We start from the raw sequence: 25,900 nt of genomic DNA on the forward strand, positions 1-25,900 counted from the left end.
GTGGAACGTCGTACATACAAGCTCAGAATTTTCAATCGCAGGGCATGCAAAATCTGCGATAAGCGGGGGAATATCCGTTAAACTAGACGGCATGATTCCCACCCCACAAACCGACGAAGCACTGATGCTGCTGTATTGCGAAGGCGACCTGCAAGCCTTTCGTGAGCTGTATCAGCGTCACAGCAATGGCCTGTACCGGTTTATCAGCTGGCGTTCGCCACGCCGTGAATGGGTGGATGAAATTGTGCAGGACAGCTGGGCAGCCTTGCATACCGCCCGCCCCCACTACACGCCACTGGCAGGTTTTCGTACCTATCTGTACCAGATTGCACGCAACCGCCTGATCGATCTGTTGCGGCAAAAAGAAATTTTTTTGGTTGGTGACGATGAACAGAGCGATGCGCTCGACAATGATGCCGTCGAAAATGCCGCACGTGCCACACACGCTAATCAAGATGCACTGTCGCCAGAAGCAGCGCTGGAAAAAAAACAGCAAGCTGACAGGCTGCATGCAGCCATACGGGTTTTGCCCAATGACCAGAAAGAGGCGCTGGTCTTGCAACAGTTTAACGGACTCAGCCTCGAAGAAATTGCAGCCATCACTGCAGTACCTGTGGAGACGGTCAAAAGCAGATTACGCTATGCCATGCAAAAATTGCGCTCCCAATTGCATAGCCAAACGAAGCAAGGTGAGCCAGCATGACTTCCAGAGATACCGACATCAACGATATTGACCCTATGCAGGACGCCGAATTTGAAGAATTCCTGCAAGGCAAAGGTGCGCTTGCCGACTTGCTGCAAGAACTGCTACATGAGCTGCCACAAGAAGCGCCTTCCGCCGAACTGGATGCAGCAATACTGGCCGATGCCGAAGCAGCGCTGATACCACAGGCGAAAATGGCTGCGTCGGAAGTGCCCATGATGCAAGCTGCTATTCTTGCTCCGCAATCACCCCAGCCACCTCTGTCAGCAGCGGCAGCAGCCAATGATGTGCAAAACCCTGATGCGTCGCCGCACAAGCCTTCATTTTTATGGCGCTGGAAAATTCCACTTGGTTTGGCTGCCAGTGTTTTACTGGCGATGCCTTTTGTTCTACTGCAAAAACATCAGCAGGAAGAATACCCACAGCTTGCCAAAAATGAAGTTCTGCCGCAACCAGAAGAGCGCAAGGCAACGGCAACCGCGCCAGTTGCCAAAATGGATAGTGTGCCAGCAAACATCCCGGCACAATCGCCGGCCAAACCCGTAATCAGCGCCAAAGCCAAGTCACGCCCTGCGGACCAGGACACTACGGTAATCGCCATGAACCAGCCAGAGCCGACCGTACAAGTTGCTGCCGCACCGCCTGCTGCTGCCCCTGCTGTCACTGCCCCTGCTGCCGCCCCTGTTGCTGCAGAACCAGTGATTGTGGCGACAGCATCACCTGAAGCATTAAGGCGAGCTATTCCAACTGCGCCAACAGCCACCGTATCCGCTGCCGATGTTTCAGCCATCGCCAAAATGGCAGCGAATGCAGCACCGGACGAAAAGCAGGCGGCTGGTGGACAAGCTGACCGCGGGGTGCGTGCATTTGCCAGTGGTTCAATCGCCATGAAAGAAGAAGCACCCCGGCAATATTCAAGAGCGAGTGAAGCAGAAGCCAAACCAGCTGCGCCACCAGCAAGCATGGACATGCGCATGGCAAAAAGCGCAGCACCGGTCAGTGTGCCGCCCGTGGCAGCCGTCAAGTCACTAGCTGAAACCCATCTTGCCGACAATAGCAGCGCCGTGACGCCTGCGTCAGCAGCCGCTGCACCACCTGCGGAATGGACACCACCCGGTGCAGCAACGTTGCCAGATGCCCAGTTGCGATTAGCCAAGATAGGCAAACTGATCAAGGCAAAACAAAACAAAGAGGCGCTGGAAGAATGGAACAAGTTCCGCACTGCCTATCCAGATTATGTAGTGGATAAGTCCCTGCAAAAGCAAATTGAGAATTTGCAAAAATGAGGTGAAGTGAGTTCGGGTCAATAGCCAGGAAACTGCCTGATTTTGCCTGCAATAATCCGATTGAATGAAAATTCTGTTATGACATCTGATTAGCGTTCAGATTGCAAGTCAACGTTGTGCTTGCAATTCCAAACAGAGTTACACTGACGGGCAGACTGTCTTAGATAAAAGGCTCAACAATGAACTCAAACAAACAGCGCAGAATATTTGTCATGCATATGGTTGGTGCTGGCCTTGCCTTGTGCGCCCTGCCTGGTCACGGTGCAGATGAAGTGCCATTAAAAGAAGATGAAAAAGAAGCCAAACAACATGCCTATGTGGAAAATGCCGCCAAGGTAGACGTAAAGCGCTTCCCGGAATTCAAGGACACGCAAAAATGCGGCAGCTGCCAGTTGTATGAAGACAAGCACAACGGCTGGGGTGCCTGCGGCATTTTCCCCGGCAAGCTGGTGAAAGAAGAAGGCTGGTGCGACGTATGGGGTTGATGTATGGACTTTGATACCTGCGCTTGATACCTGAGCAGGCGCATTCAACACTGCATCAGGCTTCACGTCGCATTCAGGTATTACCAGCAAACCCCTCAGTTTCCACATAGCGTTCAATCTTGAACAGCTCACTTTCACTACATTGAAACACCTCAATAAAGGCAGACAAAAATTCCACTTTCCAGTGATCTGCCTTGTTATCGACGACGCGCAATAACTGTGAATGCGATACGGTGACTTTCTTGCCGATCAGTATGCGATGCAGGGCAGAGACAGAACGAATTTTGTGTTCTGCCATTAATTCGCGTAGTCGCAATACGACCCTGATACGTTGTTGGCCTGGGGCTATTTCAGGTAAAACTGTTGGTATGGTGTGCATGTCCGAACCTCACTTCGAAGGCGCGCATCATAGCAATAAACGAAGAAATATTGCACCTGTCGCAAAAATACATCAAATATTTCATTAAATTCGTCATGCCATGCTTGTTTTATTCAAAAAGCTATGGCAAGATACATCCATCGACTAAGCAATACCCATTAACACCCACATTAGCACCAACTCTTTTAGGAATGATCGTGAAAACAACTTTGCTCCAACAACTGATACCAAGCCTGCGCTTCAATGCGCAAGCCCGGGCATCGGCCACGGCCAGCAAAGCCACGGCGAAGAAAGCTTCCCGCAATACGATTCCATTCTTCACATCGCCAGCACATGCCGATAGTGAAATGTTCAATGATGTCAGCCCCATGAATCAACAAGATACATGGTTTATACAAACAAGCATACGAGGGGCAACCCTTGAGGTCACAGGAGCAAGTTAAGCCGCTCCCTGACCCCAGCGCTGAAAAGCCCGGATGCCTTCAACAGCTCCGGGCTTTTTTGTTTTTTGTTTTTCTTTTATTGATCCGCACAACGCAGATCACAGCAGTTAAACCCGTGCAAGCGGTCGTGACCGGACAACACCGGACCATGGAATTTCTTTAACAATTTGGGAAGTATTATTCAAGCTTATTCCACAGGCATCCTCACATGCCTGTGGAATGAGAGTGGATACCAGGGTGGTGTGAACTTTGACCGTTCACAAGGGTAAGAATCCCTGCGCCCGTTTCATGATGAAAGCGACTTTAGATTCCATTGATTCTGAGGTTTTTTTCATGATTAGGACTTACGCGAAGTCGTCCTGGCAAGGCTATCGCTTTAGGAAACCTCCCTTGTAAGGGAGATTCGTTACGTCGGCAGACAATTTATTGTCTGAAACCCCGACTACACCGCCAGCGACGACGACAGTACTTTAGTACGCGGCTCCTAGGAGAGGAGCTGCAACGCAGCCAGGGCGATTTTGCGTAAGTCCTAACGATGTCTTTGCCGTCTAAAGGTCAGAACAGCTGACTTTCTATCAGCGAATGGCGGTTCGATTCCGCTCAAAGACTCCATCTTTTTTAACAGCAACCAATACGGGGATGTAGCTCAGTTGGGAGAGCGCCTGCTTTGCATGCAGAATGTCGTCGGTTCGATTCCGTCCATCTCCACCATTTTTGTGTCTCAAGCTAAACAGGTGAAAGCACCGGTTTGAAAAACCGGGGAGCGTGGATCGTTACCACGGGGACGCACCAAACAACATCAACACAGTTAGCATCAATCGGAGTATGGCGCAGCCCGGGAGCGCAACTGCTTTGGGAGCAGAAGGTCCGAGGTTCAAATCCTCGTACTCCGACCATTATTTATGAAACAAAAAACCAATACGGGGGTGTAGCTCAGTTGGGAGAGCGCCTGCTTTGCACGCAGAATGTCGTCGGTTCGATTCCGTCCACTTCCACCAATTTTTAACAATACTATCATCGAGGCATCACATGAAACGAAAGACCATGCATCGCAAGATGCCAAACCATAAAACCACTCGGGATGTAGCTCAAAGGTAGAGCATTCGGCTTTTAACCGAACGGCGAGAGTTCAATTCTCTCTATCCCGACCACCGCAGAATTTCGATTAAAGCGAAGTCGTTTTAATCGGTGTTTTGTACATGCCGTAAATTTCAATTTCTCGATAACTCAGCAGGTAGAGTGGCGTACTGTTAATGCGCATGTCCCTGGTTCGAATCCAGGTCGAGGAGCCAGTCTATAGGGGATTCGCCTAGCGGTCCATGGCACCTGGTTTTGATCCAGGCATTCCAAGGTTCGAATCCTTGATCCCCTTCCACTTTAACGTGTTCCTTTAGCTCAGGGGTAGAGCAACCGGCTCATAACCGGTCGGTCGCTGGTTCAAAGCCAGCAAGGGACACCATGATTTTTTACTTGTATAGCTCAATTGGTCAGAGCGCTGCCTTGATAAGGCAGAGGTTGGTGGTTCAATTCCATCTGCAAGTACCAACTATCAACAGGACTTACGCAAAACTGTCCCAGCAAGGCTACAGCGCCGAAGGCAGTACTCAAGTACGACTAGGCGCTGTAACGCAGCTGGGGCGGTTTTGCGTAAGTCCTGTATATCTCAGTAGCTCAATTGGAAGAGTCGCGGTCTCCAAAACCGAAGGTTACAGGTTCAAGTCCTGTCTGGGATGCCACTATTTCTCGCCTTAGCTCAGTTGGAAGAGCGCAACAATACGAATGTTGAGGTCGCAGGTTTGATCCCTGCAGGCGGGTCCAGTTTTATCGTGTGATCAGGTGATCACTGCTACCTCACCAGCAGGATGTGTGACGCACATGCACGATAATTTTTTAATCAAGGAAGATTCGCATAATGGTATTGCACCGGGTTGCTATCCCGGCGGGCTCCTCAGGCCTATGTGCGTTCGAATCGCACATCTTCCGCCAAATTCTAGCCTCATTAGCTCAATGGTAGAGCGTTCGCCTGTCCAGCGGAATGCCAGCGGTTCGATTCCGCTATGGGGCGCCAATTTTTGCCGGTTTAGCTCAGTTGGTAGAGCAACTGATTTGTAATCAGTGGGTCGTGGGTTCGAATCCTGCAACCGGCACCAGTCATGGAAGTGTGGCAGAGTGGCTTATTGCACCTGTCTTGAAAACAGGAGGCCTGTAATAGGCCCGTGAGTTCGAATCTCACCGCTTCCGCCAAATATTTTTATTAAGCCCTTGATTTTCAATAGCTTTTTCTTTTTCTATATTTCTCAGTACGCCATCCAGCATGCCATTTTGTGTTGGAATAAATTGGATGCTATTGGTTCGTTGTTGGATCTGGAGATTTAGGGGTGTCAGAAGAAGTCATTTGGCGCCATTCAAATTTAATTGCCTTCATTTTTCTGGAAGATACCCATCGCCAGTGAGCGAAATCCATGCCCGGTCATCTTGCCACTGTATCCCATGCGCTTTAATGCCGCCAGGATACCGAAGTTTGTTGCTGGCTTTTCGGGATATCTTTGATTCGGGAACAGGTATTTATTCCCGCCAGTAATTTCATGAAGCTCGCGCAGGAGTTCTCAGCTTGTCGTTGCAGGAATACATGGTGATTAGGGTTTAGTGCAGTTAGCATGTGAACACAGAACGTCGATCATGAGTTCTTTGCTTGTTCAACTAAACTAGATTGATTCGAGCAGCTTGACGTTGATAAGATTGGGTTACACAGCGGTTACATGGAAAGCAAAAGTAGAAGTCAAAGCAAAAAAGGCTACATACCGAAGCACGTAACCTTTTGATTTTATTTTTAATTCTTGGTGGCCCGGGGCGGAATCGAACCACCGACACAAGGATTTTCAATCCCCTTGCTCCAAAATTAATGTACCTCCCAGAAAATCTGCCCAAGCTTGCATCAAGGGGCGACGCTGTTCCAGCATATCAACATGGGCTGATTGCGCCAAAGGATTTAGATATTGCCAAAAAAACCTTACACCCGAGCAAACTAGTTTTGTCAAAGCAGATCCGCAGCATCATGGGTACCACTATACCGATGTTCCTATCGACAGCGAAATACACTCAGGCTACGTACGGAACAACAGATCACGATGTCGTCCAAATACAAAAAAGTATTGAAACACTTAAAGGAAATGCAGGTGCACACAATTTTTCAAAGCGCGAAACATTGATGTTGTTAACACATACCTTCGGCAGTAGCGGGGAGCAGGCATTTGATTGCGCGGCTCACGCTATCATTTGTGCTAGATAGTCTCCGCTGAAACTACATCCTCGTTCGTAATACGTGCAGCCTCAATGGCCGGAAGGTTGGTCTGAGCCCACAAAGTAAGGGCGCTCAATGGCTCGATAAGCGAGCGGCCAACTTCAGTGAGTTGATATTCAACTTTGGGTGGCACAGTCGGGTAAACGGTTCGTTTTACCAAGCCGTCCTGCTCAAGACCACGGAGTGTCAACGTCAACATTCGATGCGATACGCCACCAATTAGGCGCATCAATGCATTGAACCGCACAGGACCTTTCGAAAGTGCTCCAACCACCATGACCGTCCACTTGTCCCCAATCCGATCCAACACCCTGCCCAGTGCCTTGCATCGCGCATGGTCGTCGTCCAGGTCCACCGGCTCCATCTGGTCGCCTCTTTGCATGCATGTCGTTGCTGTCAAGTGATTCCCCTTGGATAGGAACATTTTTGTTCGTTAAGTACTTTGATGTTCATTCTTGCAAATTTATCCGCTAACGCGCATATTTGCAAGAACATTTTGTTCCTAACGATAGAAAGGTAATTGTATGAAAATCGGCATTAGCGGTGCGAGCGGCCAGCTCGGCCAAGAAGTCTTATCCCAGCTTATGCAGCGCGGCACACAGCACAGCCTCATAGGCATCTCTCGCTCGCCGCAGATCGGCAGTACCAAGTTCGAGGGTCGATTCGGTGACTACAGCAAGCCGGACTCGCTCGCCAAAGCCTACGAAGGCCTGGACCGGCTACTCGTCATCCCGAGTGCGGACCTTGCCCCCGGCGTACGCGGTAGCCAACTCAGAGCCGCCATCAACGCAGCCAAGCAAGCTGGAGTCGCGCATGTCTTCCTGATCTCGGCAGCAGGCACGCACGAGACAGCCCCTCCGTCCTTGGGAGAAGCCTATTGGGTTGGTGAACAGGCGCTCATCAGTACGATCACGCAATGGACGATTCTGCGCATGAACTACTACGCTGAGTCCATGGCGGACGAGATCAAGATGTCGCTGGGCGACGGCGTACTTGTGGGTCTGGGCGACGAGCGCGTGGCTTACGTGTCCCGAGATGATGTTGCAGCGGCGGCGGCTGGGGTGTTGCTTGGCGAAGGACATGCAGGGGCGATCTATGACCTGACCGGCCCTGCCATCATCACCGGTGCAGAACGAGCTGCCATCGTTTCGGAAATTGTCGGAAAGCCGGCCAGCTATGCCCGCATCACTGTGGAGCAACTACGTATTGGGTTGGCCCAGGCAGGTCTGCCCGAGGTGATTATCGACGCAATGACAGAGATCAAGACCTCCTTTATCAAAGGCAAGTTCGACATCGTGACAAGGGATGTCGAGCGTCTTTCCGGACGTCCCGCGAAGACACTGCGCGAAATTCTCGCTGCAAAACTGGCGTGAGAGAGGAGAACTATATGACACGGAAATACGCCTACTGGATCAGCACGACTCTGCTCTGTTTGCTCTACCTTGCTTCCATCACGATGTACCTGACGATGGGCGAGAAAGTCCGCCAATTGCTCGCTGCGCTCGGCTACCCGACATACCTGAGAGAAATCCTTATCGCCGTCAAAATTTTGGGGGTTGTTGCCATTCTTTCCCGTCGCAGTGTTGCGCTGAGTGATCTTGCCTATGCAGGGATGTTCTTTCATCTGCTGCTCGCCTTCTCGGCGCACGTGCATGCCGGCGATGGCGGCTTCGTGCCCGCAGTCGTGGGGTTGATTGCGTTGATCGTTTCGTTCTACACGCAGAACACGGCACGAGCGAAGAAGTCACCTTACTTGTCGCCATCGGCGGCACGTGCCAAATAGAAAATAGGAAAACCATACATGAAGCGCATTCAATACCACCACTACGGTGGTCCCGCGACAATGGAACTCGAAGAGTTCGAGCTTGGAGAACTGGGGACAGGTCAGATTGTCGTTCGCACCAAAGCGGCATCTGCCAACCCCGTCGACTGGAAGATTCGAAACGGCGTGATGAAGTTCATGACGGGTTATCGTTTCCCTCGAGCCATGGGCAGCGACTTTTCAGGAATCGTTGAAGCCGTCGGCCCATCCGTCACGCGGATCAAGGCCGGTGACGAAGTGCTGGGCACGGCGTCCATGAAGAATGGCGGAGCCTTTGCAGACAAACTGATAGCGGATGAAAAACTCGTGGTTGTTAAACCGAGCGCGTTGTCTTTCGAGCACGCCGCCGCCTTGCCGATTGTGGGGGCGACGGCTTGGTGCGGTCTGATCGACAAGGCGCAACTGAAGCCTGGCCAATCCGTCTTCGTCCACGGCTGCCTTGGCGGCGTCGGCCGTGCTGCTGCACAAATCGCTATGGCGCTCGGCGCCAATGTCGTCGGCAGTTGTCGGGGAGCCGCGATGGACGAGGCACGTGCGCTAGGCCTACATCGTGTCGTTGACTACCAGCGATTTCATGTCGATCCACTCCGGCATCAGTTCGATGTTGTATTTGATACGGCCGGAACGCTGTCCCTAAAGGAGGGGCGTGCCCTGTTAAAGCCGGGCGGAGTCGTTCTCGACATCAACCCATCGCCTAGCAAGCTATTCGGAATCATGCTTTCGAGAAGGCACAAGATGGTTGTCGCTAAGCCAACGCCACATGTACTAGAGAAAGTGGCCGAAATGGCAGCCATTGGGAAGTTGCGGCCGTCGATTGGCAAGACCGTATCGCTTTCGAATGCCATTCCTGCGCTGACAGCGTTGGAACAGCACAGCACCCTCAAGGGGAAACTCGTAATCACCTGGAACTAAAAACATGAAAAGTTCATTCAGCGCTCGCTCCACCACGGACGAGGTCCTCAATGGCATTGATCTCACCGGAAAAACTGTGCTGCTAACCGGCTGCAACTCCGGCCTAGGCTTCGAGACCCTACGGCAAATGACTGCCCATGGTGCGCATGTCATCGCGGCCGCCCGTAATCTGAGAACCGCCCAAGAAGCCTGCGAAAAAGTCGGTGGCAGCACTACTCCCCTGGCTTGCGACCTGAGCGACTTTTCGTCGGTGAAGAAAGCCGTCGCCACAGTTCGCGCCACTGGCCAAAAGGTGGACATTGTCATTGCCAACGCTGGCATCATGGCACTTCCAAAATTGGAGCAGTTGTACGGGCTGGAGAAGCAATTTGTCGTTAACTATCTTTCACACTTCATGTTTATCACCGGCATCCTAGACATGATTCCGCAGCACACAGGTGCGCGCATCGTGATCTTGGCCAGTAGCGCTCATGATAAAGCGTCCAAGGAAGGTATCGAATTTGACAATCTGTCCGGTGAACGCGGATACAAACCGTGGGTCTTCTATGGACAATCGAACGTCGCCAGAATTCTGTTCGCCCGAGTGTTGTCACGACGCTTGAGTGGTGCGGGCATCACCGTGAATTCTCTGCATCCTGGCGTCATCGCCGACACCAATCTTGCGCGCAACTTGGGGTTGCTGATGCGAGCACTCGCGCCTATCGCCCGCTATTTCACAAAAACCATTCCACAGGGCGCGGCAACGCAGTGCTACCTCGCCGCACATCCCGAAGTGACTAGCGTCACTGGCGAGTATTTCAGCGATTGCAAAATCACCGAACCGAGTCCGGCCGCGCGTGACGACGCTATGGGTGAGCGCCTGTGGGAGTTATCTGAGCAACTTGTCGCTGCTCACAGGTGCTAATTGTGTCGGTGCGGTGGGCGACGAGGGCGATGGTATTGAGTCGTTCGCCCAGCAAAGAGGCGGACGCCAAGGAACTCGGCGCAGATGCCTTCCTAGTGTGCAACGACAAAGACGCAATGGCGCAGGCGACCTCTGCGTTCAATCTCATTGTTGGCACGGTTCCGACCAAGCATGATCTCACGCCCTGCCATCCACTGCTGGACGTGAATGGCACCTTGTGCGTGGTCGGGCAGATCGGCCCGTTGGACGAGTTGAGCGGCCTGCCGTTACTGCTGGGCTGCGGCCGCATCACTGAACCAGCCACAGGTTGATGCGCCGTAAGGATCGACGTCTTAATGATAGGTAGCCGCCACAAATATCGGCGGAAGTCCAGTACCGCCGAATTGGCTCCTAAACGAGAAGAAAATAAACAAACCTGCTGCGCACCTTCATCGTTTCATTCGCGTAACGACGAATATGTCTAATGCGGTGAAACATGCTCCCTGTTGCGGAATAGCGACCTACCGTAGGCGCTCCGGTGACTGCCAGTCCCTGGATCTGCTGACAAGACACTAGCACATCTAAGCATAGCGTCAGCTTAGCTGCCCTTGGTCTTTCGGCCACGTGACGTCGGTTTTTCCGGCAGGCTTCGGCCGTACTCGTTCCACCAAACTGTCAACGCTTCCATCGTAGGCCCAAGTCCACGGGCCTTTTGAGTTATCTCGTATTCGACTCGGGGAGGCACTTCCGCGAAAACGGTGCGGGATACCAGGCCGTCCGCTTCAAGCTCGCGGAGCTGAGCCGTCAGCATGTGTTGGGTGATGCCGGGGATTGCCTTTCTCAGTTCGCCGAAGCGATAGACCCGCTGATTGAGCAGCCACATGATCTCCAGCTTCCACTTGCCTGAGAGTAGGGCAAATGCCCGGCGCATTTCGTCGTGCATGTTGATCTCGTCGAGGTTATTGGTATGGTTATTCATACTATACGTCTGTAATTCATCCTACTTGAATTTTTTCATATTAGACGACATCATCGATAAAAGTCCATAGGAAAACAGCTTTATGAACCCTCTCATGACATCGAACTACGCGTACTGGCTAAGTACGACATTGCTGACATTGCTCTACTTGACATCTGCGACGCTCTACATCGTTAAAAGGAATTGGGTGCGCGAAGCCCTTGCCGAGTTGAACTATCCGGCTCCCTATCTCGTGCCTCTCATGGTCGTCGTGAAGATTCTTGGGCCGGTGGCAATCCTGACGCGATTCAGTGTGCCGCTGAGTGATCTGGCCTATGCCGGATTCTTCTTCCACCTGCTGCTGTCCGGCACGGCGCACCTCGCCGTCCGTAAGCCCAAGGGTGCGGTCCCGGCTGCCATCGGACTCGCGCTTCTGATCGTGTCTTTCACTACCCAAAACGTCGCACGAAATATCCCTTCACCATATGGTGCAGTCGTGCCGACGCAATACAGCAACCCTTAACTGAAAGGAAATAGTTATGTCTAGACTCAATGGAAAAGTAGCCATCGTTACAGGTGCCGGACGCGGTATCGGCCGTGCCACCGCAAAGCTGTTTGCAGCCGAGGGCGCGAAAGTCGCGGTTCTCTCACTAACGCCCGCAAACGTGGATGCCGTCGTAGCCGACATTACTGCCGCCGGCGGTACATCGCTTGGCATCCATTGTGATATTAGCAATGCCGATCAGCTAAAGGCGGCCATAGACAAGGTGGCCGCTACTTATGGCGGTATCGACATTCTTGTGAACAACGCCTTCGATCCCACCGCGCCTTTTTCAACCATCCTCGACTTGTCAGCGGAACAGTTGCAACGGAATTTCGACCTTGGCCCCATCGCCTACCTAAGAGCCATGCAGGCGGCCTACCCATATCTCAAAAAGAGCGGAGAAGGGCGCGTTATCAATTTCGGCTCAATGGCGGGCGTTGTCGGGCTGATCGGTTATGGCCCCTACAACATGGCGAAAGAAGCCGTCCGCGCCCTGACTCGGACAGCCGCGCGTGAATGGGGCGCCGACAAGATCACCGTGAATAACATTTTGCCGGTCGCTGAAACTTGGGGGCCGGACGCCAACGTGCCTGTGGCGACCAACCCGCTTGGCCGCTACGGCTCGCCGGAAGAAGACATTGCCCCCGTCGTCCTGTTCCTCGCCGGCAAGGATTCGCAATTCATCACCGGATCGAGTCTCACTCCTGATGGTGGCTCGATCATCGACAGCGCACGGTGACTCAATACCTGCCGCGATCTAATCTGCAATTCACTTCACAAGGCATTGAACATGAAAATACACGCTATCACCATTGACACCGCGAACCCTCAAAAGCTGGCAGCTTGGTGGTCAGAGGCTCTTGGGATCGCCATCGCCAATGACTACGGAGTAATCGTGCAGTTGGCGTCATCCGCAGCCATACCGCCGTTTCAGTTTCAAAAGATTGAGGACATTCCTACTCAGATCAATCGCGTACATGTCGATCTCAAAACCCAAGACCTTGATGGTGAAACCGCTCGGCTTGTCGCTCTCGGTGCGACTGTCGTGCAGAAATTCGAGCTACCCCAAATCTGTTACACGACACTGACCGATTTGGACGGCAATAAATTTGATCTTGTCCAGGAATAGTCAGGCGTGATCAAAATAGCGGCTACCCTCGACAGTGACGCGGCATTCCAAAGCTAACTGCTCTCACAGATCATGTTTTTTAAATTCTCCCGGTACTCCAGTTCCGGGAGGAGATGTGCTCGCTACTTGTGAGCATACTCCTGGTGCGAGCAGGGGCGGTATTATTATCGGCTGGAGTGCCCTTTCTAATGGATGTGCTAGTACGGCTTGTGCGCACTTTACAGACAAGAAGTGTACAGCAACATTGCCGCAGTTTTGCCCGCGTCAACTTTCAGTGCAAGTCAACAGTGCAATGGCTGAATGCAATAAAGTAATTGTCCTGTGTTATCTGTAAAGCAGAAATATGCCTAGCTTGAATCGATATGTGATTTTATTGTTAGTGCTGGATCACGTCGCGTGATTTTCTGCACGTGGGCTGGATTTTGATCAACATTTTCGTCATTGATTTGCCACGAAGCGAAGTGCTATGGGTACCCATCTTCTCCAAACCTCAGTTCATTCAAATACAATTGCTTATTTCTGCAAATTGCCGTTGTTGGAAAATACGACAAAGGAGCGATTTTCAAGCATCTGGATGATGATATGGTGTTCAAAGCCGTTTCGAATACATCTTTTCTGAAACACGCAGATAGATAGGAAGATACTATGGGTGGAAACGCATTACACGCTGAATCAGTTCGATTGTCAGCATCAAGATACCGAGAAGTGGAACACCATGCAGTGACAACACTGCAACGGTGTTTTCCGCAGCGTCGTATTGAAGCTGTCATCGCCTATGCCGACAAGGCAGATTTTGGTGATCTGGATATTCTGGTTGAAGCTGGCCAGGATTATGATGCTGCCCTGCTGGCGCAGGCATTGCAGGCGACCGAAGTGGTCTTTAATGGCGATGTCACCAGCATGGGTCTGGCGATAGCCGAAGGTGTGTTCCAGGTTGACCTGATACGGACAGCGCCAGCATCATTTGATTTTGCTTCGCGCTATTTTGGGCTAAACGATTTTGGTAACCTGGTGGGCCGCATCGCCCACAAGTTTGGTGCCAAGTTCGGTCACCTTGGTTTACTTTACCCGCTGCGTGATCCGGACAACGGCAGCCACATGATTGCAGAAATTTGCATTACGACAGATTTTGGTGAAGCCCTGAGCCTGCTTGGCTACGATGCCCTGCTTTATGAAACCATGCGTGCCAAGGGACAGTTCAGAACCCTGAACGACATCTTCCGCTATGTCGTTGCATCGCCGTACGCAAATCGCGAAATTTACCTGCTCGATAACAGGAACCATAAAGCCCGCATACGGGACGCCAAAAGAGCGACCTACAATGCCTTTCTGACCTGGCTGGAGGAACAGGATGAAGTGGAATTGCCAGCCTACCCCTGGGCCGAAGCTGGCACGGCGGAGCGCAACAATCAGAAAAATGAGTTTCTCGCGACTACGTTTGCGCAGTTCCCCGATTTCAGGCTAGCCTATCATGATGCCTTGGCGGACTATGCACGCAAAAAACAGGTGAAGCGCCAATTCAACGGTGGCCTTGCTGCCGAGATTACCGGCTTGTCTGGTAAGGAGTTGGGTGAGCTGATGGCACGTGTGCGCAATTCATTTGCCGATGAAACCAGTTTTGAAAACTTTTTTATTGACGCCAGCCCTGAAACCATCAAGGCGAAGTTTTTGCAGGAAGCGGCTGCACAACCCTGATTTTACGTCTGGAAAAATGAAACGCACACTGATCAGAAATCTGCCATTGTTCATCATCGCGATGCTGATTTCTGATCTGGCAGTGGCGCAGACACCGGCTGGTTACAACGCCATTCACTCGGGCATACCCTGGTTTGATAACCGGGGTGAAGTTGTCAGCGCCCACGGTGCCAATATCATCAAGGATAAAGATACCTATTACCTGTTTGGCGAAGCACACACGGATACCGGCAATGCATTTGCCGGTTTCAATTGCTATTCATCGAAAGATTTGTACAACTGGACCTTCGAGAGTATTGCCCTGCCCGTTCAAGCTGCTGGCGACCTGGGCCCGGCCACCGTGGGAGAACGTCCGAAAGTCATGCAATCGCCCACTACGGGTGAGTACATCATGTTTATGCATGTTGATGCGCTTGATTATAAAAACCAGTTTGTTGGTTATGCCACTTCAAAAAACATCACCGGCCCTTATGCTTACCACGGACCTTTGCTATATCAGGGCAAGCCCATCAAGAAATGGGACATGGGCACCTTCCAGGATAAGGACGGTGCAGGATACGTGCTACTGCACGGGGGTGACATTTACAAACTAACGGAAGACTATACCAGCGTCAGTGAACAGGTCAATCAGGCCATGACACCCGGATTTGAATCCCCCTCCTTGTTCAGAAAAAACGACATGTATTATTTTCTTGGTTCTGACTTAACCGGCTGGGAGCGTAATGACAATTATTATTTTACAGCCAGCTCACTAAAGGGACCTTGGACACGCAGGGGTTTTGTCGCACCGGAAGGCACGCTGACCTGGAACTCGCAAGTCACTTTTGTATTACCGATTGAAGGGTCGCAAGACACCACCTATATGTTCATGGGGGACCGCTGGTCTTACCCTAGACAGGCAACTGCTGCCACCTATGTCTGGCAAGCGCTGACGATTGATGGCACATCCATTTCGATTCCCCAATATCAGGAAGCATGGAAAATCGATGCCGCAACCGGCATCACCACACCCGCAGTGGCTGGAAAACATGTCATCAAGAATACAGATGAAAACATTACTTACACCGGCACGTGGCGACATGAAACAACGCCATTCGTGCAAAGCGTTTCAGATGTGAAGGAGGCTGATTTTTCAGTGCCATTTACCGGCACACAAATCAGCGTCTATAGCCTTGCAAGCCCCGACGGGGGTTATGCCCGGGTGAACCTGCGCAATAGCAAAGGCGAAACCGTACTATCTTCCATCGTCGACATGTATAGCAAATACCCGGTGTCTGCACTGAAGTTCATGAGTCCGGTTATGCCCAAAGACAGCTATACATTGACCGTCTCTGTGTTACAGGAACACTGGAATTGGACCAGCAAGAAAAAAATCGTATCCGGCAGTGCCGGATACGCCGTTTCGCTGGAAAAAATTGTCGTCAGTGATTAAAACTACGGTGTTACCACGCCGTCCATTTTCACCACTTCAAAATTACTGCCTTTGACGCTGCCCAGTTCTGACACCAGTTTGTCATTGTTCCAGCGGGCATCTGGCGCACCGCTGATGTACCAGTTGGAACCATTGTCAGCCACCAGCATGCCGTAGGTTTTCATGGCTTGCAGAATGGCCTTGCTCTCATTCGAGAAATTGGCGGGTATCTGGAAACTGGCTTTCAGGCGTACGCGCATGCCCATGGGTGGCAGGGTGTTGCTGGTATTCGATGAAGCCCAATGGGTAGCCGGTGGCACATAAGCACGGCGGGTACGACTGACGGTAAAGCGCAGGGCATGGCGTATCGCACCACTGGCGGCTTCTTCATAGCGTGCCAGTCCTGGGAAGATGGGCAGGCCAGCAGCATCGGCGCTGGTCCAGCCGGGTTTACCGCCCGGCCTTACTGTGTTTGATGTCAAATCAAAGATGGCACCGCCACTGACTTGCCAGCTGCCACCTGTTTGTGGATAGGCATTACCCACTTCATACAGGCGATTGGCGTCGCGGTCTATGACCAGGACGTGACGGTCACCGCCAAAACTGGCACCACTGGCTTGTTGTCCTTCTATGGGTGCGTTGGCCGGTATGGGGTAAGGACCAGGGTCGCTTTCATCACCATAATCGGTAAATTGTACGGCGACCCTGGGTTGGCTACTGGCGACCACCACATAAGGTATGCCTATGGGTGCGCCATCGTACAGGCCAGAACCAAAGTCCGGGTGCAGGCCTGTGCCCAGACCAATGCTACTGATCAGTGCATCCGATGCAGGGTCAACCGCTGCACCAGAAATATCCGTGTTCCAGGCATTATTCGCGGGGAAAGGCACAGCCCCGTTCAAATTCGCGCCTGCGCCCAGATCAGCTTTACGCAAATCGCCATATATGGCGTTGCCCGCTGTGTTGCCACCTGTGCTACCACCACCTACCGTATTGACAGTAACAGTGACCGAGGCAGATGTATTGCATGCCGTGCTACAGGCAGCATTGCCGGCAAGCAGGATATAGGTCGTGGTAACAGACGGACTAACAGTAAGATTGCTGCCAGTCGCGGCAACACCGTTGACAGCGACACTGGTGGCACCGCTGATATTCCAGCTCAATTGCGTACTTTGCCCCGTAGTGATGCTGGCAGGATTAGCGACAAAGCTGTTGATCACCGGTGCAGTGGCAGTGCTGGTGCCGGTAGAACCTGTGGTTCCCGTATTGCTGCCGGTGTTGCTGGTACCCGTGACACTGCCGCTGGTGCTGCCAGAGCCACCTCCGCCGCAGGCAGCCAGCGCAAGCATGAGGGTGAGGGTGAGGACGGATAGTCGTTGAGCAGGACGTCGCATGATGATTTTACTTCCGGCATGAGGCAGGTGGGCTTCCAGCCTAGTGCTGATCCGGCATGCAGACAATGCGAATTGCATTTTCTTACAAATTATCTGCGGGGGAAGGTATGATTTTCAACAACAGCTAGCCGGAAAGGCTTGCAACTAGCAACGGAGCGATAGAGGATATTTGACATGCATGACAATCATTTGGCATTTGAAGAACAAGAACACCCAATAGACCCCGCCATACGCACAGAAATCAATGCCACCCTGCAGCGCATAGAACAGACGCATGATGTCAGGATCTTGTTTGCCTGTGAATCTGGCAGTCGTGGTTGGGGCTTTGCCTCGCCAGACAGCGATTATGATGTGCGCTTTATCTACGTGAACCGGCCTGACTGGTATCTGACGGTTGTGCCAGGTCGTGATGTCATTGAATTGCCCGTCAATGAAATCTATGATGTCAGCGGCTGGGACGTACGCAAGGCTCTGGGCCTGCTGCGCATGGGTAATGCGACCCTGATCGAATGGTTGTCGTCACCTGTGGTATACGCGGTTGACCCCATGTTTCTGCAAGCTATACAGGCAGCAACCAAAGAAGTACACCGGCCAGAACGCTCTTACTACCATTACCTGCACATGGCGGCAAACAACTACCGCGAGCATTTGAGTGGCGACATCGTCAAACTGAAAAAATACCTGTATGTATTGCGCCCGCTGCTGGCCAGTTTGTGGATAGAAAAAAACCTGGGCACGGTACCAATGCGTTTTCAGGATCTGGTTGACGCACTGATCAGTGATAATGTGTTGAAGGCAGCCATCGCTGAACTATTGGTCATCAAACGACGTGCCAAAGAATCAGAACTGGCACCGGCCATGCCTGTCATCAGCCACTTTATAGAAACCGAATTGGGCAGGCTGGAAAACGTCAAGCAGCATGCGACAGAAGAGTTGGATTTTTCTGTGCTGGACCGCCTGTTGCGCGATACCGTGATGGGAACAATTGCCAACTAGTAGCATTTTGGGGCCTGCAAACAAGAAATTGGAATTTCGCCCATAATGATTTTCTTGTCATTTGAAATTGCAGGCTCATGTATCCCTTATCCATACTCGATCTGTCACCAATAGCAGAAGGCAGCGATGCTGCGCAATCCTTCCGCAATTCCCTTAGCCTGGCCCAGCATGGCGAAAACTGGGGTTATCAGCGTTACTGGCTGGCAGAGCATCATGGCATGCCCGGCATTGCCAGTGCCGCCACTTCTGTCCTGATCGGCTATATTGCCGCTGGCACCAAAAGCATACGTGTGGGTGCTGGTGGCGTCATGCTGCCGAATCATTCACCGCTGGTAATTGCCGAGCAGTTTGGTACGCTGGAATCGCTCTTCCCTGGCCGCATCGATTTGGGTTTGGGGCGTGCGCCTGGATCAGACCAGCGCACGGCGCGTGCCTTGCGTCGCAATCTATCCAGCGATGCGGATGAATTTCCGCAAGATGTGGAAGAACTGATTGCTTATTTCGATGGTGATGCGCGTTATGTGCGGGCAGTGCCTGGTGCCGGTTTGTCCATACCGATCTGGATACTGGGTTCCAGCCTGTTTGGTGCCCAGCTTGCCGCAGCCATGGGCTTGCCTTACGCCTTTGCCTCGCATTTCGCCCCGCAGCAGATGATGCAGGCGATCGATATTTATCGCGCCACCTTCCGCCCATCGGCACAACTGGCCAAACCCTATGTGATGCTGGGCTTTAATGTATTTGCTGCGGACACCGATGACGAAGCGCATTACCTGGCCAGTTCTGCCCAGCAAGCCTTTATCAATTTGCGCAGCGGCCGCCCAGCCAAACTGCCTTTACCAGTACGTGATTTCTTGAATCAGATTGGGTCGCAAGAACATATGCTGCTGGATCAGATACTATCGTGCTCGGCCATAGGTGCACCGGATACCATTGCTGAAAAAATGCAAGCCTTCATCAACAGCACCGGTGCAGATGAATTGATGCTGACATCTCAAATCCACAACCACGCCGCACGCCTGCATTCATATGAGATTGCAGCACAGGTTGCCAGCCGGTTACAAGCTGCAACGTCAATCCAGTAAGAAATTAGAGAGGACATTCACAAAATTGTCCCAACAAGGCTATCGCTTTTAGGAAACCTCCCTTGCAGGGGAGGTTCGTTACGTTGGCAGACAACATGTTGTCTGAAACCCCAACTGCACCTATCGCTTTTAGGAAACCTCCCTTGCAGGGGAGGTTCGTTACGTCGGCAGACAACATGTTGTCTGAAACCCCGACTACACCACGACGACGAAGACAGTACTTTAGTACAAGCTAAAAGGAAAAGCGGGAGCAGCAACGCCGTTGGGGCGATTTTGTGAATGTCCGCCTCAAAAAAAAAAGCCTGTGCACACCTCGTTGCACAGGCTTTGAAATTGCTGACCAGATAACAACGGTCTATCAGCAAGAGGGAAACGTTACTACTTCAATTCATTCCATTGTTCTTGTTCATGCATTTTCTGGCTTGATCGTCAGCGGGCTTGCTGCTTTACGATTTCGACCCGTCAACATACCGATAAGTTTCATCACAGTGCGATATATCAAGCGTATGAAGAGCAGGGTAAAAAGCGCTTCCAGCATGGTCATGCAAAAGCCGACCACAGGATTACGTTCTGCCATGCGCCTGCGCATTTTTGCCATCATGCGGTCGCGTGCGATTTCTATACTGTCATAGAAGGTAGGCACAACCAGCAGTGTCAGGATGGTGGAGGTGATGGTACCGCCGATAATCGCAATCGCCAGCGGACGATAAAACTCGCCACCTTCACCCAGCCCCAGTGCAACAGGCATCATGCCGGCAATCAACGCGAAAGTCGTCATCAGGATAGGACGCAAACGCACACGACCTGCATGCATGAGTGCATCTTCACGGTCATAACCTTCTGACTCGCGTTTGCGGGCCGCATCCAGCAACAGAATCGCATTTTTCGCCACCAGACCCATAAGCATGATGATGCCGATAAAGCTCATCAGGTTCAGGGTGCTGCCGGTGATCAGCAAGGCCAGCACCACACCGATCAAGGACAGCGGCAGCGACAACATCACGCCCAGCGGGGCCGTGAAGGAGCCGAACTGTATCACCAGGATCAGGTACATCAAGCCAATACCAGACAACAGAGCAATCAGCATGGCGCCGAATACTTCTTGCTGATCCTGGCCAGAACCACCCAGCGACAAACCATAGCCTGGCGGGTAATCAAAAGACTGGGCCAGTTTCATGGCATCGGCAATGACTTCACCGTTGGAACGCCCTTGCGCGTTGGCAGACACGGTGATGGTGCGTTTGCCATTTGAATGTTCAATACCGGACGGCCCTTTGCCCATGGTGACAGTGGCGATCTGATCAAGCGGTACCATCTGGCTGGTGCCTGATACAGCGATAGGCAGACGTTCTATGTTTTCCTTGCTGACACGGTCATCCGGATGCAGGCGCACTGCCACGTCGCGGGTTTCACCCGTAGGGTCAACCCAGTCACCGACTTCGATACCGGCAAAGGCGACACGCAAGGCCTGTGCTGCATCGTTCGAGGAAATGCCCATGGAATTGGCAAGGCCGCGATTCAGTTCTATCTTCAATTCTTTTTTAGGGTCTTGTTCAGACAGGCCGACATCGACTGCACCTGGTACCTGACGCAATTTATCCATGTAAGCACTGGTGATTTCCAGCAGCTTGCGTGAATCAGGGCCGGTAAATTCTATCTGCACCGGTTTTTGTGCGCCGTTGTTCAAGTCATCCAATACCACATATTCGGCACCGACCAATGCCTTGATTTTTTCGCGCAATTCAACTGCGATTTCCTTGGCACTGCGTTTGCGCTGGGTGCGCTTGCCTATATCGACATAAATGCGGCCACCGGCTGCCGTGATATTGCTATTGGTTTCCTTGGTTTCAGGAATACTGCGTGCAATTTCCGCCGCTCTTTCCATTTTCAGGCGTGCATATTCTATGGATGAAGATGCTGGTGTACGCACAGTGATCATCAGGTTGCCAGAATCTGCTGTTGGCAAAAAGCTGGTACCGCCCCACTTGACCTGCACACCCAGCGCTACGACCAGACTGAACAGGGCAATTGCGCTCATCCAGCGTCTGTGATGCAGGGCCCAGGCGATCACATTACTGTAACGGTCCGACTGATGATCAAACCAGTCGTTAAAACGGGCCAATACCTTGCTGATCCCTTTTTTAGGTGCAGTATGATGATTTGGTGGGTCACTCCAGTATGCGGACAACATAGGGTCGAGCGTGAAGGAAATACCCAGACTGACCAGCACCGAACAGGCAACCGTCAGCGCAAACGGACGGAACCATTCACCCGGCATGCCAGGCATGAAAGCAACCGGGATGAACACCGCAATGATGGAGAATGTGGTTGCAGCCACGGCCAGGCCAATTTCAGCCGTACCTTCCAGCGCCGCAGTGCGACGGTCAGAACCGTTCTGCATGTGACGCACGATGTTTTCCCGCACCACAATCGCATCATCGATCAACACACCAATCGCCAGCGACAAACCCAGCAGCGTCATAAAGTTCAGTGTGAAGCCACACAGCCATACCGCAATGAAGGCAGCAATGACGGAAGTTGGCAAGCTCAGGGCAGTGATCAGGGTGGAGCGCCAGGAATTCAGGAAGGCATACACCACAAATATAGTCAGACCAGCACCCAGTATCAAAGATTCGATCACATTGTTCAGGCTGCGCTGGGCATCTTCACCGCCATCACGGGTAATTTCCAGCTTGGTTCCCGGCAGATTTTTTTCCAGGTCCTTGTTGATTTCCTTGACCTTGTCGCGCACCGCCTGTGCCACGCTGACGGTACTGGCATCACGGGCGCGGGTGACATAAATACCGACGTTTGGTTTGCCACTGCGTATGCTGAGGCCATTTATATCAGCAAAACTGTCTTCTATAGTGGCCACCTGCGCCAGGCGAACGATCTGGTCACCATTTCTTTTGACCACGATGTTTTGGAATTCTTCTGGCGACTCAATACGACCTACCAGGCGTATGCTTTCTTCATCCAGGTTGCCGCGTATCTTGCCGACCGGGGCATTGGTGTTTTGATTGCGCAGGGCAGTCACGACGTCACCGACCGAAACATTGAATTCACGCAATTTTTCTGCACGCAAGAGTACAGACAGCTCACGCTTGAGCGAGCCGGTCACCTCCACCGTGGCGACACCATTGATACTGCGCAGCTTGTCAGCCAGGGTGTCTTCGGCCAGACGCGAAATCTCGGCATGACTTTGCTTGCTGGAGGACAGCGCCATGTTCAGGATAGGCTGTGCACCCGGGTCCCAACGCTGGATGACCGGTTCCCGCATTTCCGTCGGCAATTTATAGCGCAAGGTGGAAATCACATTACGGACTTCATCCGAAGCCTCGATCATGTTTTTCTTGAAGGTGAAGCGAATATCGAAGCGGCCACTGTTTTCTGCTGCTGTCGCCCAGACTTCCTCGACGCCTGATACCGCCTGCAGGGATTTTTCAACGCGGTTGATGATTTCGCGTTCCACCGTATCCGGCGATGCACCGGGATAAGGCATGACAACGGACAAACCCGGCACTTCAACGTCGGGGTTTTGATTCACCCTTAGCTTGCTGAGTGCCAGCAAACCCAAAGCCATCAGGGCGATGATCAGTACGATCGTCGCAGTCGGCTTTTTGATACTGAAATCGGATAAGAACATGATTATTTCCCTTGCGCTGGAGTCGCGTCAGCCACGGCCACTTTTGCCGCCGCCATTTCTATGTTCTGACCGTCCTTGAAACTGGAACTGGGGCTGCGCATGACCACATCACCCGCTGCCAGTCCGCTGCGGATTTCATAATTGCCTGTACGCTGGTCACGCTTACCAATTTGCAGATCTACCCGGCTCAGGGTCTTGCCTGCCACTTTCCAGGCATAGGCCTTGTCGCCAGCTTTGACGACTGCTGCTTCCGGCAACATCAAGGCGCTGACGGTAGCTGCTTCGATATTGCCTTCGGCATACAGGCCGGACACGCGTGGCTGGTTACTGTCGGCAAATGCCACCAGTACTTCTACCTGGCGTGTCACATCATTGGCTGCCGGGTCTACCCGGGTCACCTTGCCCCGGAATTCTTGCCCGGCATAACCATTGATACGGAAACCGACAGGCTGACCAACTTTGACCAGGGCAATCTTGTCGGTGGATACGTGACCGGCAAAACGCATGCTGGTCGGATCAATGACCTTGACCAGTTCTTTGCCTATCGACGCGGTATCGCCAGCCGATACCTTGCGCTCACTGACGACACCGTCAAACGGTGCACGTACAACCGTACGCTGCAATTGCTGGCGTGCCATCACTACCCTGGCCTTGGATGCGGACAATTCGCTGCGGGCGCTGTTGCTACGCACTTCGGCATCGTCCAGTGCCTGCATGGATGTCATGCCGGATGCGCGCAGGGTTTTCAGCCTTTGCAGGGCGCGGTCGGACTGGTCCAGGGCCATGGCAGCACTACGGGCATTGTCTTCGGCTGAATTGAGGTTGTCGCGGATCGCGGTTTCATCCAGTTTCACCAAAATGTCACCACGTTTGACGGCATCCCCATTTTCCTTCAGCACCTGCAGGACCACCGCGCCAACCTCGGCCCGCAGGTCTGCCTTGCGTTCAGGCTGTATCGAGCCAGTAACGACGGGGCCAGACGCCATGGCATTGCTTTGCACGGTCATGATGTCTTCAGGTGCGATCACCAGTTTGACTAAAGGCTTTTTGTCAGTAGCCCCACCCTTGTCTGCTGCGGCACTGGCGCTGGCAGTGGAACTAGCACTGGCTTTTTCCATGGCTTTGTCTTTGCTGCAAGCTGCCAGGGCCGAAGCGATGGCAAGAACGAGGAGTGTTTTACGTAACATGATGAATCCCTGTCGCTATTTGTTATTGGGAAAATTGGATGAGAGAGTATTCCCCGAGGGTTTGTCCAGTTCAATACCCCAGGTTTTGAATTGCTCTTTTTGATGGATGAAATGCAGTTTTCGCGGGTTGAAATGCATTTGGCCATACTGGGAATATGTCGGATCAGACCAGAATGAGCGGAAAAAGTTCCAGTCCGGGCATACGGACGGCTTGCTATTTACAGCAAATAATCATGAACATGACGCTCAAATAAATCGGTTACCTACACTTGATAGGAAACAAGCAATCGGACAATCGTAGATGGAGTCAGCAGTACCAGCAACACAGTACCTTAGGTCTTAAAACCTGTTTATGATCTTACTGCGCGTGCGCAATCGTAGTCCACGCAGGGCTCAGGTTCTTAGGTGTATCTGTCTGGAAACAACAATCTGCCGTGAATCACCATTTAAACACTACGAAGCCAGGCAGCGGATCACCGCATCGTCTATCGTCTTACCGGTTGGCAGACATTCGCGCAGAGTCTTTTTGGTTTTTGTTTTGCTGACTTTCAGACTCTGTGTATCGGGGATAAGCCAGGTTTTGTATAGCGGGGTAAACACCCCATCATGCGCATTGCGAAAGCGAAACGGCAAAGAAATGATGGTGCCGTTCTGGTTCACTTGCACATGAAAATGCAGGTGCGGTGTCGTCGAATAGCCACTATTGCCAGACAGACCCAGCACATTGCCGACTTCAACCCGCTGACCGGGCTGCACCTGGGTGGAATTTTGCATCAGGTGAACATAGTCAGCCCAGCTACCATCATCATGCAGGACGCGGACATAGTTGGCCTTGTCAAAAAATTCTGGCTCTGCTCTGCCATTGTCAGCAAACTGGCGCTCCACTTCCGCCACCATACCTGCGCGCGCAGCGACGACTGTGATGCCGATAGGCATATTGATATCCACGGCATAGCGCGTGGCGACGGTGGTATGGGAAAACAAGGGGCCATCTGCGGATTGCAGCACCTGAAAAGCCTGATCAGCAAGGAAAGGAATCCGGTAGCTAACAGCCGCATCATACCGCGTCCTGGGGTCACCCTGAACGAACTGGCTATTGTAATAAAACGTGTAACCAGATTGCTTGTTGGCAGCAGACACTTCCACCAATTCCATGCTTTTTCCGCCCGCCAGCAGTACTTGTATGGGCCAGTTGCGACTGGATATCAGGTTGCTGGAACTGCTGAGTTGCAGCGTCACCATTACCGGCATACGGCTGTTGTTGGTGGCAACCACAGCATCTGAACCGTTTTTTTTGATTGTTTCTATCTTTACCAGGTCATTACCGGCATAGACTAATGAAAACTGGCTGAAAGACAGGGCACAAAAACAGACTGCAATCAAAAATGTCCTGCTGGCAGACATAGACATCCAGCTTAAGCCTTGATGTGAGGGGCACGCCAGATCGTGCGGCCACCCACATCAAGACTCTCCAATTCACCCGCATTGCGCATCTTCTCAAGCAAGGGTAACACCACAGTCACGGGCAATGCCTCACCCGGCCAGTCTATCCAAAAGCTGGCAATACCTTCGGCTGTGTCAGCACTATGCGGGTACAGTCGTACATATTGACGTACGGAATTCATGATAAATTCGAGGTCCTGA

At 52.2% G+C, this 25,900-nt stretch carries 25 protein-coding genes and 16 tRNA genes; 33 read left to right on the forward strand and 8 right to left on the reverse strand.

The genetic code is table 11. The annotated features are described in order from the left end of the window. Positions 1-91: 91 nt before the first annotated feature. From AC1RVX_RS01190 to AC1RVX_RS01200, 3 genes are all read left to right on the forward strand, one after another. Complete coding sequence (locus tag AC1RVX_RS01190; protein ID WP_493214754.1) at positions 92-703, forward strand: sigma-70 family RNA polymerase sigma factor; 612 nt, start codon at positions 92-94, stop codon at positions 701-703. Next, entirely contained in the window at positions 700-1,989 is a 1,290-nt protein-coding gene (locus AC1RVX_RS01195; RefSeq protein WP_493214755.1) for a hypothetical protein, read from the forward strand. Before AC1RVX_RS01190 ends, AC1RVX_RS01195 begins: the two co-directional genes overlap by 4 nt. A gap of 179 nt (positions 1,990-2,168) precedes the next feature. Then, the gene (locus tag AC1RVX_RS01200) at positions 2,169-2,474 is read left to right on the forward strand and encodes a high-potential iron-sulfur protein (protein ID WP_493214756.1); all 306 of its coding nucleotides are present in this window, start codon (positions 2,169-2,171) and stop codon (positions 2,472-2,474) included. A 73-nt stretch (positions 2,475-2,547) separates the two neighbouring features. Here AC1RVX_RS01200 and AC1RVX_RS01205 read toward each other — a convergent pair whose 3' ends face one another. After that, positions 2,548-2,853, reverse strand: a complete 306-nt coding sequence (locus AC1RVX_RS01205) for a helix-turn-helix domain-containing protein (RefSeq protein WP_493214757.1) — start codon at positions 2,851-2,853, stop codon at positions 2,548-2,550. A 197-nt stretch (positions 2,854-3,050) separates the two neighbouring features. Between AC1RVX_RS01205 and AC1RVX_RS01210 the strand changes: the two genes are divergently transcribed. The 18 genes from AC1RVX_RS01210 to AC1RVX_RS01295 all read left to right on the forward strand — a co-directional run bounded on the left by AC1RVX_RS01210 (position 3,051) and on the right by AC1RVX_RS01295 (position 6,585). Continuing rightward, a complete protein-coding gene (locus AC1RVX_RS01210) occupies positions 3,051-3,296 on the forward strand; it encodes a hypothetical protein (RefSeq protein ID WP_493214758.1) in 246 nt (81 codons plus the stop codon). Positions 3,297-3,833: 537 nt separating this feature from the next. After that, a tRNA-Glu gene (locus AC1RVX_RS01215) sits at positions 3,834-3,908 on the forward strand. Positions 3,909-3,931: 23 nt separating this feature from the next. Next, positions 3,932-4,007 (forward strand) — tRNA-Ala (locus tag AC1RVX_RS01220). A gap of 5 nt (positions 4,008-4,012) precedes the next feature. Beyond that, positions 4,013-4,088: transfer RNA gene (locus AC1RVX_RS01225), tRNA-Phe, on the forward strand. Between the two features lie 27 nt (positions 4,089-4,115). Further along, positions 4,116-4,192: transfer RNA gene (locus AC1RVX_RS01230), tRNA-Pro, on the forward strand. Between the two features lie 26 nt (positions 4,193-4,218). Then, positions 4,219-4,294 (forward strand) — tRNA-Ala (locus AC1RVX_RS01235). A 79-nt stretch (positions 4,295-4,373) separates the two neighbouring features. Beyond that, a tRNA-Lys gene (locus tag AC1RVX_RS01240) sits at positions 4,374-4,447 on the forward strand. 65 nt (positions 4,448-4,512) lie between these two features. Beyond that, positions 4,513-4,588 (forward strand) — tRNA-Asn (locus AC1RVX_RS01245). A gap of 6 nt (positions 4,589-4,594) precedes the next feature. After that, positions 4,595-4,671: transfer RNA gene (locus AC1RVX_RS01250), tRNA-Gln, on the forward strand. A gap of 9 nt (positions 4,672-4,680) precedes the next feature. Next, a tRNA-Ile gene (locus tag AC1RVX_RS01255) sits at positions 4,681-4,755 on the forward strand. A gap of 9 nt (positions 4,756-4,764) precedes the next feature. Then, positions 4,765-4,841: transfer RNA gene (locus AC1RVX_RS01260), tRNA-Ile, on the forward strand. Positions 4,842-4,956: 115 nt separating this feature from the next. Beyond that, a tRNA-Trp gene (locus AC1RVX_RS01265) sits at positions 4,957-5,032 on the forward strand. 6 nt (positions 5,033-5,038) lie between these two features. Then, positions 5,039-5,114 (forward strand) — tRNA-Arg (locus AC1RVX_RS01270). 80 nt (positions 5,115-5,194) lie between these two features. Further along, positions 5,195-5,282 (forward strand) — tRNA-Ser (locus AC1RVX_RS01275). A 7-nt stretch (positions 5,283-5,289) separates the two neighbouring features. Next, positions 5,290-5,364, forward strand: a tRNA-Asp gene (locus AC1RVX_RS01280). A 6-nt stretch (positions 5,365-5,370) separates the two neighbouring features. Then, positions 5,371-5,446, forward strand: a tRNA-Thr gene (locus AC1RVX_RS01285). Positions 5,447-5,451: 5 nt separating this feature from the next. Next, positions 5,452-5,540: transfer RNA gene (locus AC1RVX_RS01290), tRNA-Ser, on the forward strand. Between the two features lie 574 nt (positions 5,541-6,114). Further along, on the forward strand, positions 6,115-6,585 hold the full coding sequence (locus AC1RVX_RS01295) for a hypothetical protein (RefSeq protein ID WP_493214759.1): 471 nt from the start codon (positions 6,115-6,117) through the stop codon (positions 6,583-6,585). On the opposite strand, the gene AC1RVX_RS01300 is transcribed toward AC1RVX_RS01295, so the two are convergent. Continuing rightward, positions 6,578-6,961 carry a winged helix-turn-helix transcriptional regulator gene (locus AC1RVX_RS01300; protein WP_493215149.1) on the reverse strand — a complete coding sequence of 128 codons (384 nt, stop codon included), beginning with the start codon at positions 6,959-6,961 and terminating at the stop codon, positions 6,578-6,580. The two genes, AC1RVX_RS01295 and AC1RVX_RS01300, sit on opposite strands and share 8 nt — an antisense overlap. 160 nt (positions 6,962-7,121) lie before the next feature. Between AC1RVX_RS01300 and AC1RVX_RS01305 the strand changes: the two genes are divergently transcribed. Genes AC1RVX_RS01305 through AC1RVX_RS01325 form a run of 5 tightly spaced genes read left to right on the forward strand, consistent with a single transcriptional unit; the run spans position 7,122 to position 10,546 of the window. Further along, entirely contained in the window at positions 7,122-7,970 is an 849-nt protein-coding gene (locus AC1RVX_RS01305) for an NAD(P)H-binding protein (protein WP_493214760.1), read from the forward strand. 14 nt (positions 7,971-7,984) lie between these two features. After that, a complete protein-coding gene (locus AC1RVX_RS01310) occupies positions 7,985-8,380 on the forward strand; it encodes a DoxX family protein (protein WP_493214761.1) in 396 nt (131 codons plus the stop codon). A gap of 18 nt (positions 8,381-8,398) precedes the next feature. Continuing rightward, on the forward strand, positions 8,399-9,331 hold the full coding sequence (locus AC1RVX_RS01315; protein WP_493214762.1) for an NAD(P)-dependent alcohol dehydrogenase: 933 nt from the start codon (positions 8,399-8,401) through the stop codon (positions 9,329-9,331). Positions 9,332-9,335: 4 nt separating this feature from the next. Next, on the forward strand, positions 9,336-10,235 hold the full coding sequence (locus AC1RVX_RS01320) for an SDR family NAD(P)-dependent oxidoreductase (RefSeq protein WP_493214763.1): 900 nt from the start codon (positions 9,336-9,338) through the stop codon (positions 10,233-10,235). Positions 10,236-10,264: 29 nt separating this feature from the next. After that, positions 10,265-10,546 carry a hypothetical protein gene (locus tag AC1RVX_RS01325; RefSeq protein WP_493214764.1) on the forward strand — a complete coding sequence of 94 codons (282 nt, stop codon included), beginning with the start codon at positions 10,265-10,267 and terminating at the stop codon, positions 10,544-10,546. A gap of 266 nt (positions 10,547-10,812) precedes the next feature. Here the strand turns inward: AC1RVX_RS01325 and AC1RVX_RS01330 are convergent, their stop codons facing one another. Continuing rightward, the gene (locus AC1RVX_RS01330; RefSeq protein ID WP_493214765.1) at positions 10,813-11,193 is read right to left on the reverse strand and encodes a winged helix-turn-helix transcriptional regulator; all 381 of its coding nucleotides are present in this window, start codon (positions 11,191-11,193) and stop codon (positions 10,813-10,815) included. Positions 11,194-11,275: 82 nt separating this feature from the next. On the opposite strand from AC1RVX_RS01330, the gene AC1RVX_RS01335 reads away from it, so the two are divergent. From AC1RVX_RS01335 to AC1RVX_RS01355, 5 genes are all read left to right on the forward strand, one after another. Further along, complete coding sequence (locus tag AC1RVX_RS01335) at positions 11,276-11,695, forward strand: DoxX family protein (protein WP_493214766.1); 420 nt, start codon at positions 11,276-11,278, stop codon at positions 11,693-11,695. 16 nt (positions 11,696-11,711) lie between these two features. Continuing rightward, positions 11,712-12,455 (forward strand): SDR family NAD(P)-dependent oxidoreductase, encoded by a 744-nt coding sequence (locus AC1RVX_RS01340; protein WP_493214767.1) that lies wholly within the window; start codon positions 11,712-11,714, stop codon positions 12,453-12,455. Between the two features lie 51 nt (positions 12,456-12,506). Then, a complete protein-coding gene (locus tag AC1RVX_RS01345; protein WP_493214768.1) occupies positions 12,507-12,845 on the forward strand; it encodes a VOC family protein in 339 nt (112 codons plus the stop codon). Positions 12,846-13,565: 720 nt separating this feature from the next. Next, positions 13,566-14,540: a hypothetical protein gene (locus AC1RVX_RS01350; protein ID WP_493214769.1), complete on the forward strand. Its 975-nt coding sequence runs from the start codon at positions 13,566-13,568 to the stop codon at positions 14,538-14,540. Positions 14,541-14,556: 16 nt separating this feature from the next. Further along, entirely contained in the window at positions 14,557-15,972 is a 1,416-nt protein-coding gene (locus AC1RVX_RS01355; protein ID WP_493214770.1) for a family 43 glycosylhydrolase, read from the forward strand. A 2-nt stretch (positions 15,973-15,974) separates the two neighbouring features. On the opposite strand, the gene AC1RVX_RS01360 is transcribed toward AC1RVX_RS01355, so the two are convergent. Then, on the reverse strand, positions 15,975-17,345 hold the full coding sequence (locus tag AC1RVX_RS01360) for a hypothetical protein (protein WP_493214771.1): 1,371 nt from the start codon (positions 17,343-17,345) through the stop codon (positions 15,975-15,977). 174 nt (positions 17,346-17,519) lie between these two features. Here AC1RVX_RS01360 and AC1RVX_RS01365 point away from each other — a divergent pair, with 174 nt between their 5' ends. Together AC1RVX_RS01365 and AC1RVX_RS01370 are read left to right on the forward strand one after the other, a co-directional pair. After that, entirely contained in the window at positions 17,520-18,341 is an 822-nt protein-coding gene (locus AC1RVX_RS01365) for a nucleotidyltransferase domain-containing protein (RefSeq protein ID WP_493214772.1), read from the forward strand. 77 nt (positions 18,342-18,418) lie between these two features. Beyond that, complete coding sequence (locus AC1RVX_RS01370; RefSeq protein WP_493214773.1) at positions 18,419-19,423, forward strand: LLM class flavin-dependent oxidoreductase; 1,005 nt, start codon at positions 18,419-18,421, stop codon at positions 19,421-19,423. A 406-nt stretch (positions 19,424-19,829) separates the two neighbouring features. On the opposite strand, the gene AC1RVX_RS01375 is transcribed toward AC1RVX_RS01370, so the two are convergent. The 4 genes from AC1RVX_RS01375 to AC1RVX_RS01390 form a co-directional block, all read right to left on the reverse strand. Beyond that, positions 19,830-23,069 carry an efflux RND transporter permease subunit gene (locus AC1RVX_RS01375; protein ID WP_493214774.1) on the reverse strand — a complete coding sequence of 1,080 codons (3,240 nt, stop codon included), beginning with the start codon at positions 23,067-23,069 and terminating at the stop codon, positions 19,830-19,832. 2 nt (positions 23,070-23,071) lie between these two features. Continuing rightward, complete coding sequence (locus AC1RVX_RS01380; protein ID WP_493214775.1) at positions 23,072-24,256, reverse strand: efflux RND transporter periplasmic adaptor subunit; 1,185 nt, start codon at positions 24,254-24,256, stop codon at positions 23,072-23,074. Positions 24,257-24,709: 453 nt separating this feature from the next. Next, entirely contained in the window at positions 24,710-25,666 is a 957-nt protein-coding gene (locus AC1RVX_RS01385) for a M23 family metallopeptidase (protein WP_493214776.1), read from the reverse strand. 5 nt (positions 25,667-25,671) lie between these two features. Continuing rightward, the gene (locus AC1RVX_RS01390) at positions 25,672-25,881 is read right to left on the reverse strand and encodes a hypothetical protein (protein WP_493214777.1); all 210 of its coding nucleotides are present in this window, start codon (positions 25,879-25,881) and stop codon (positions 25,672-25,674) included. Between the last annotated feature and the right edge of the window lie 19 nt (positions 25,882-25,900).

It is taken from the genome of Undibacterium sp. GW821-FHT11B02, from assembly GCF_058808955.1.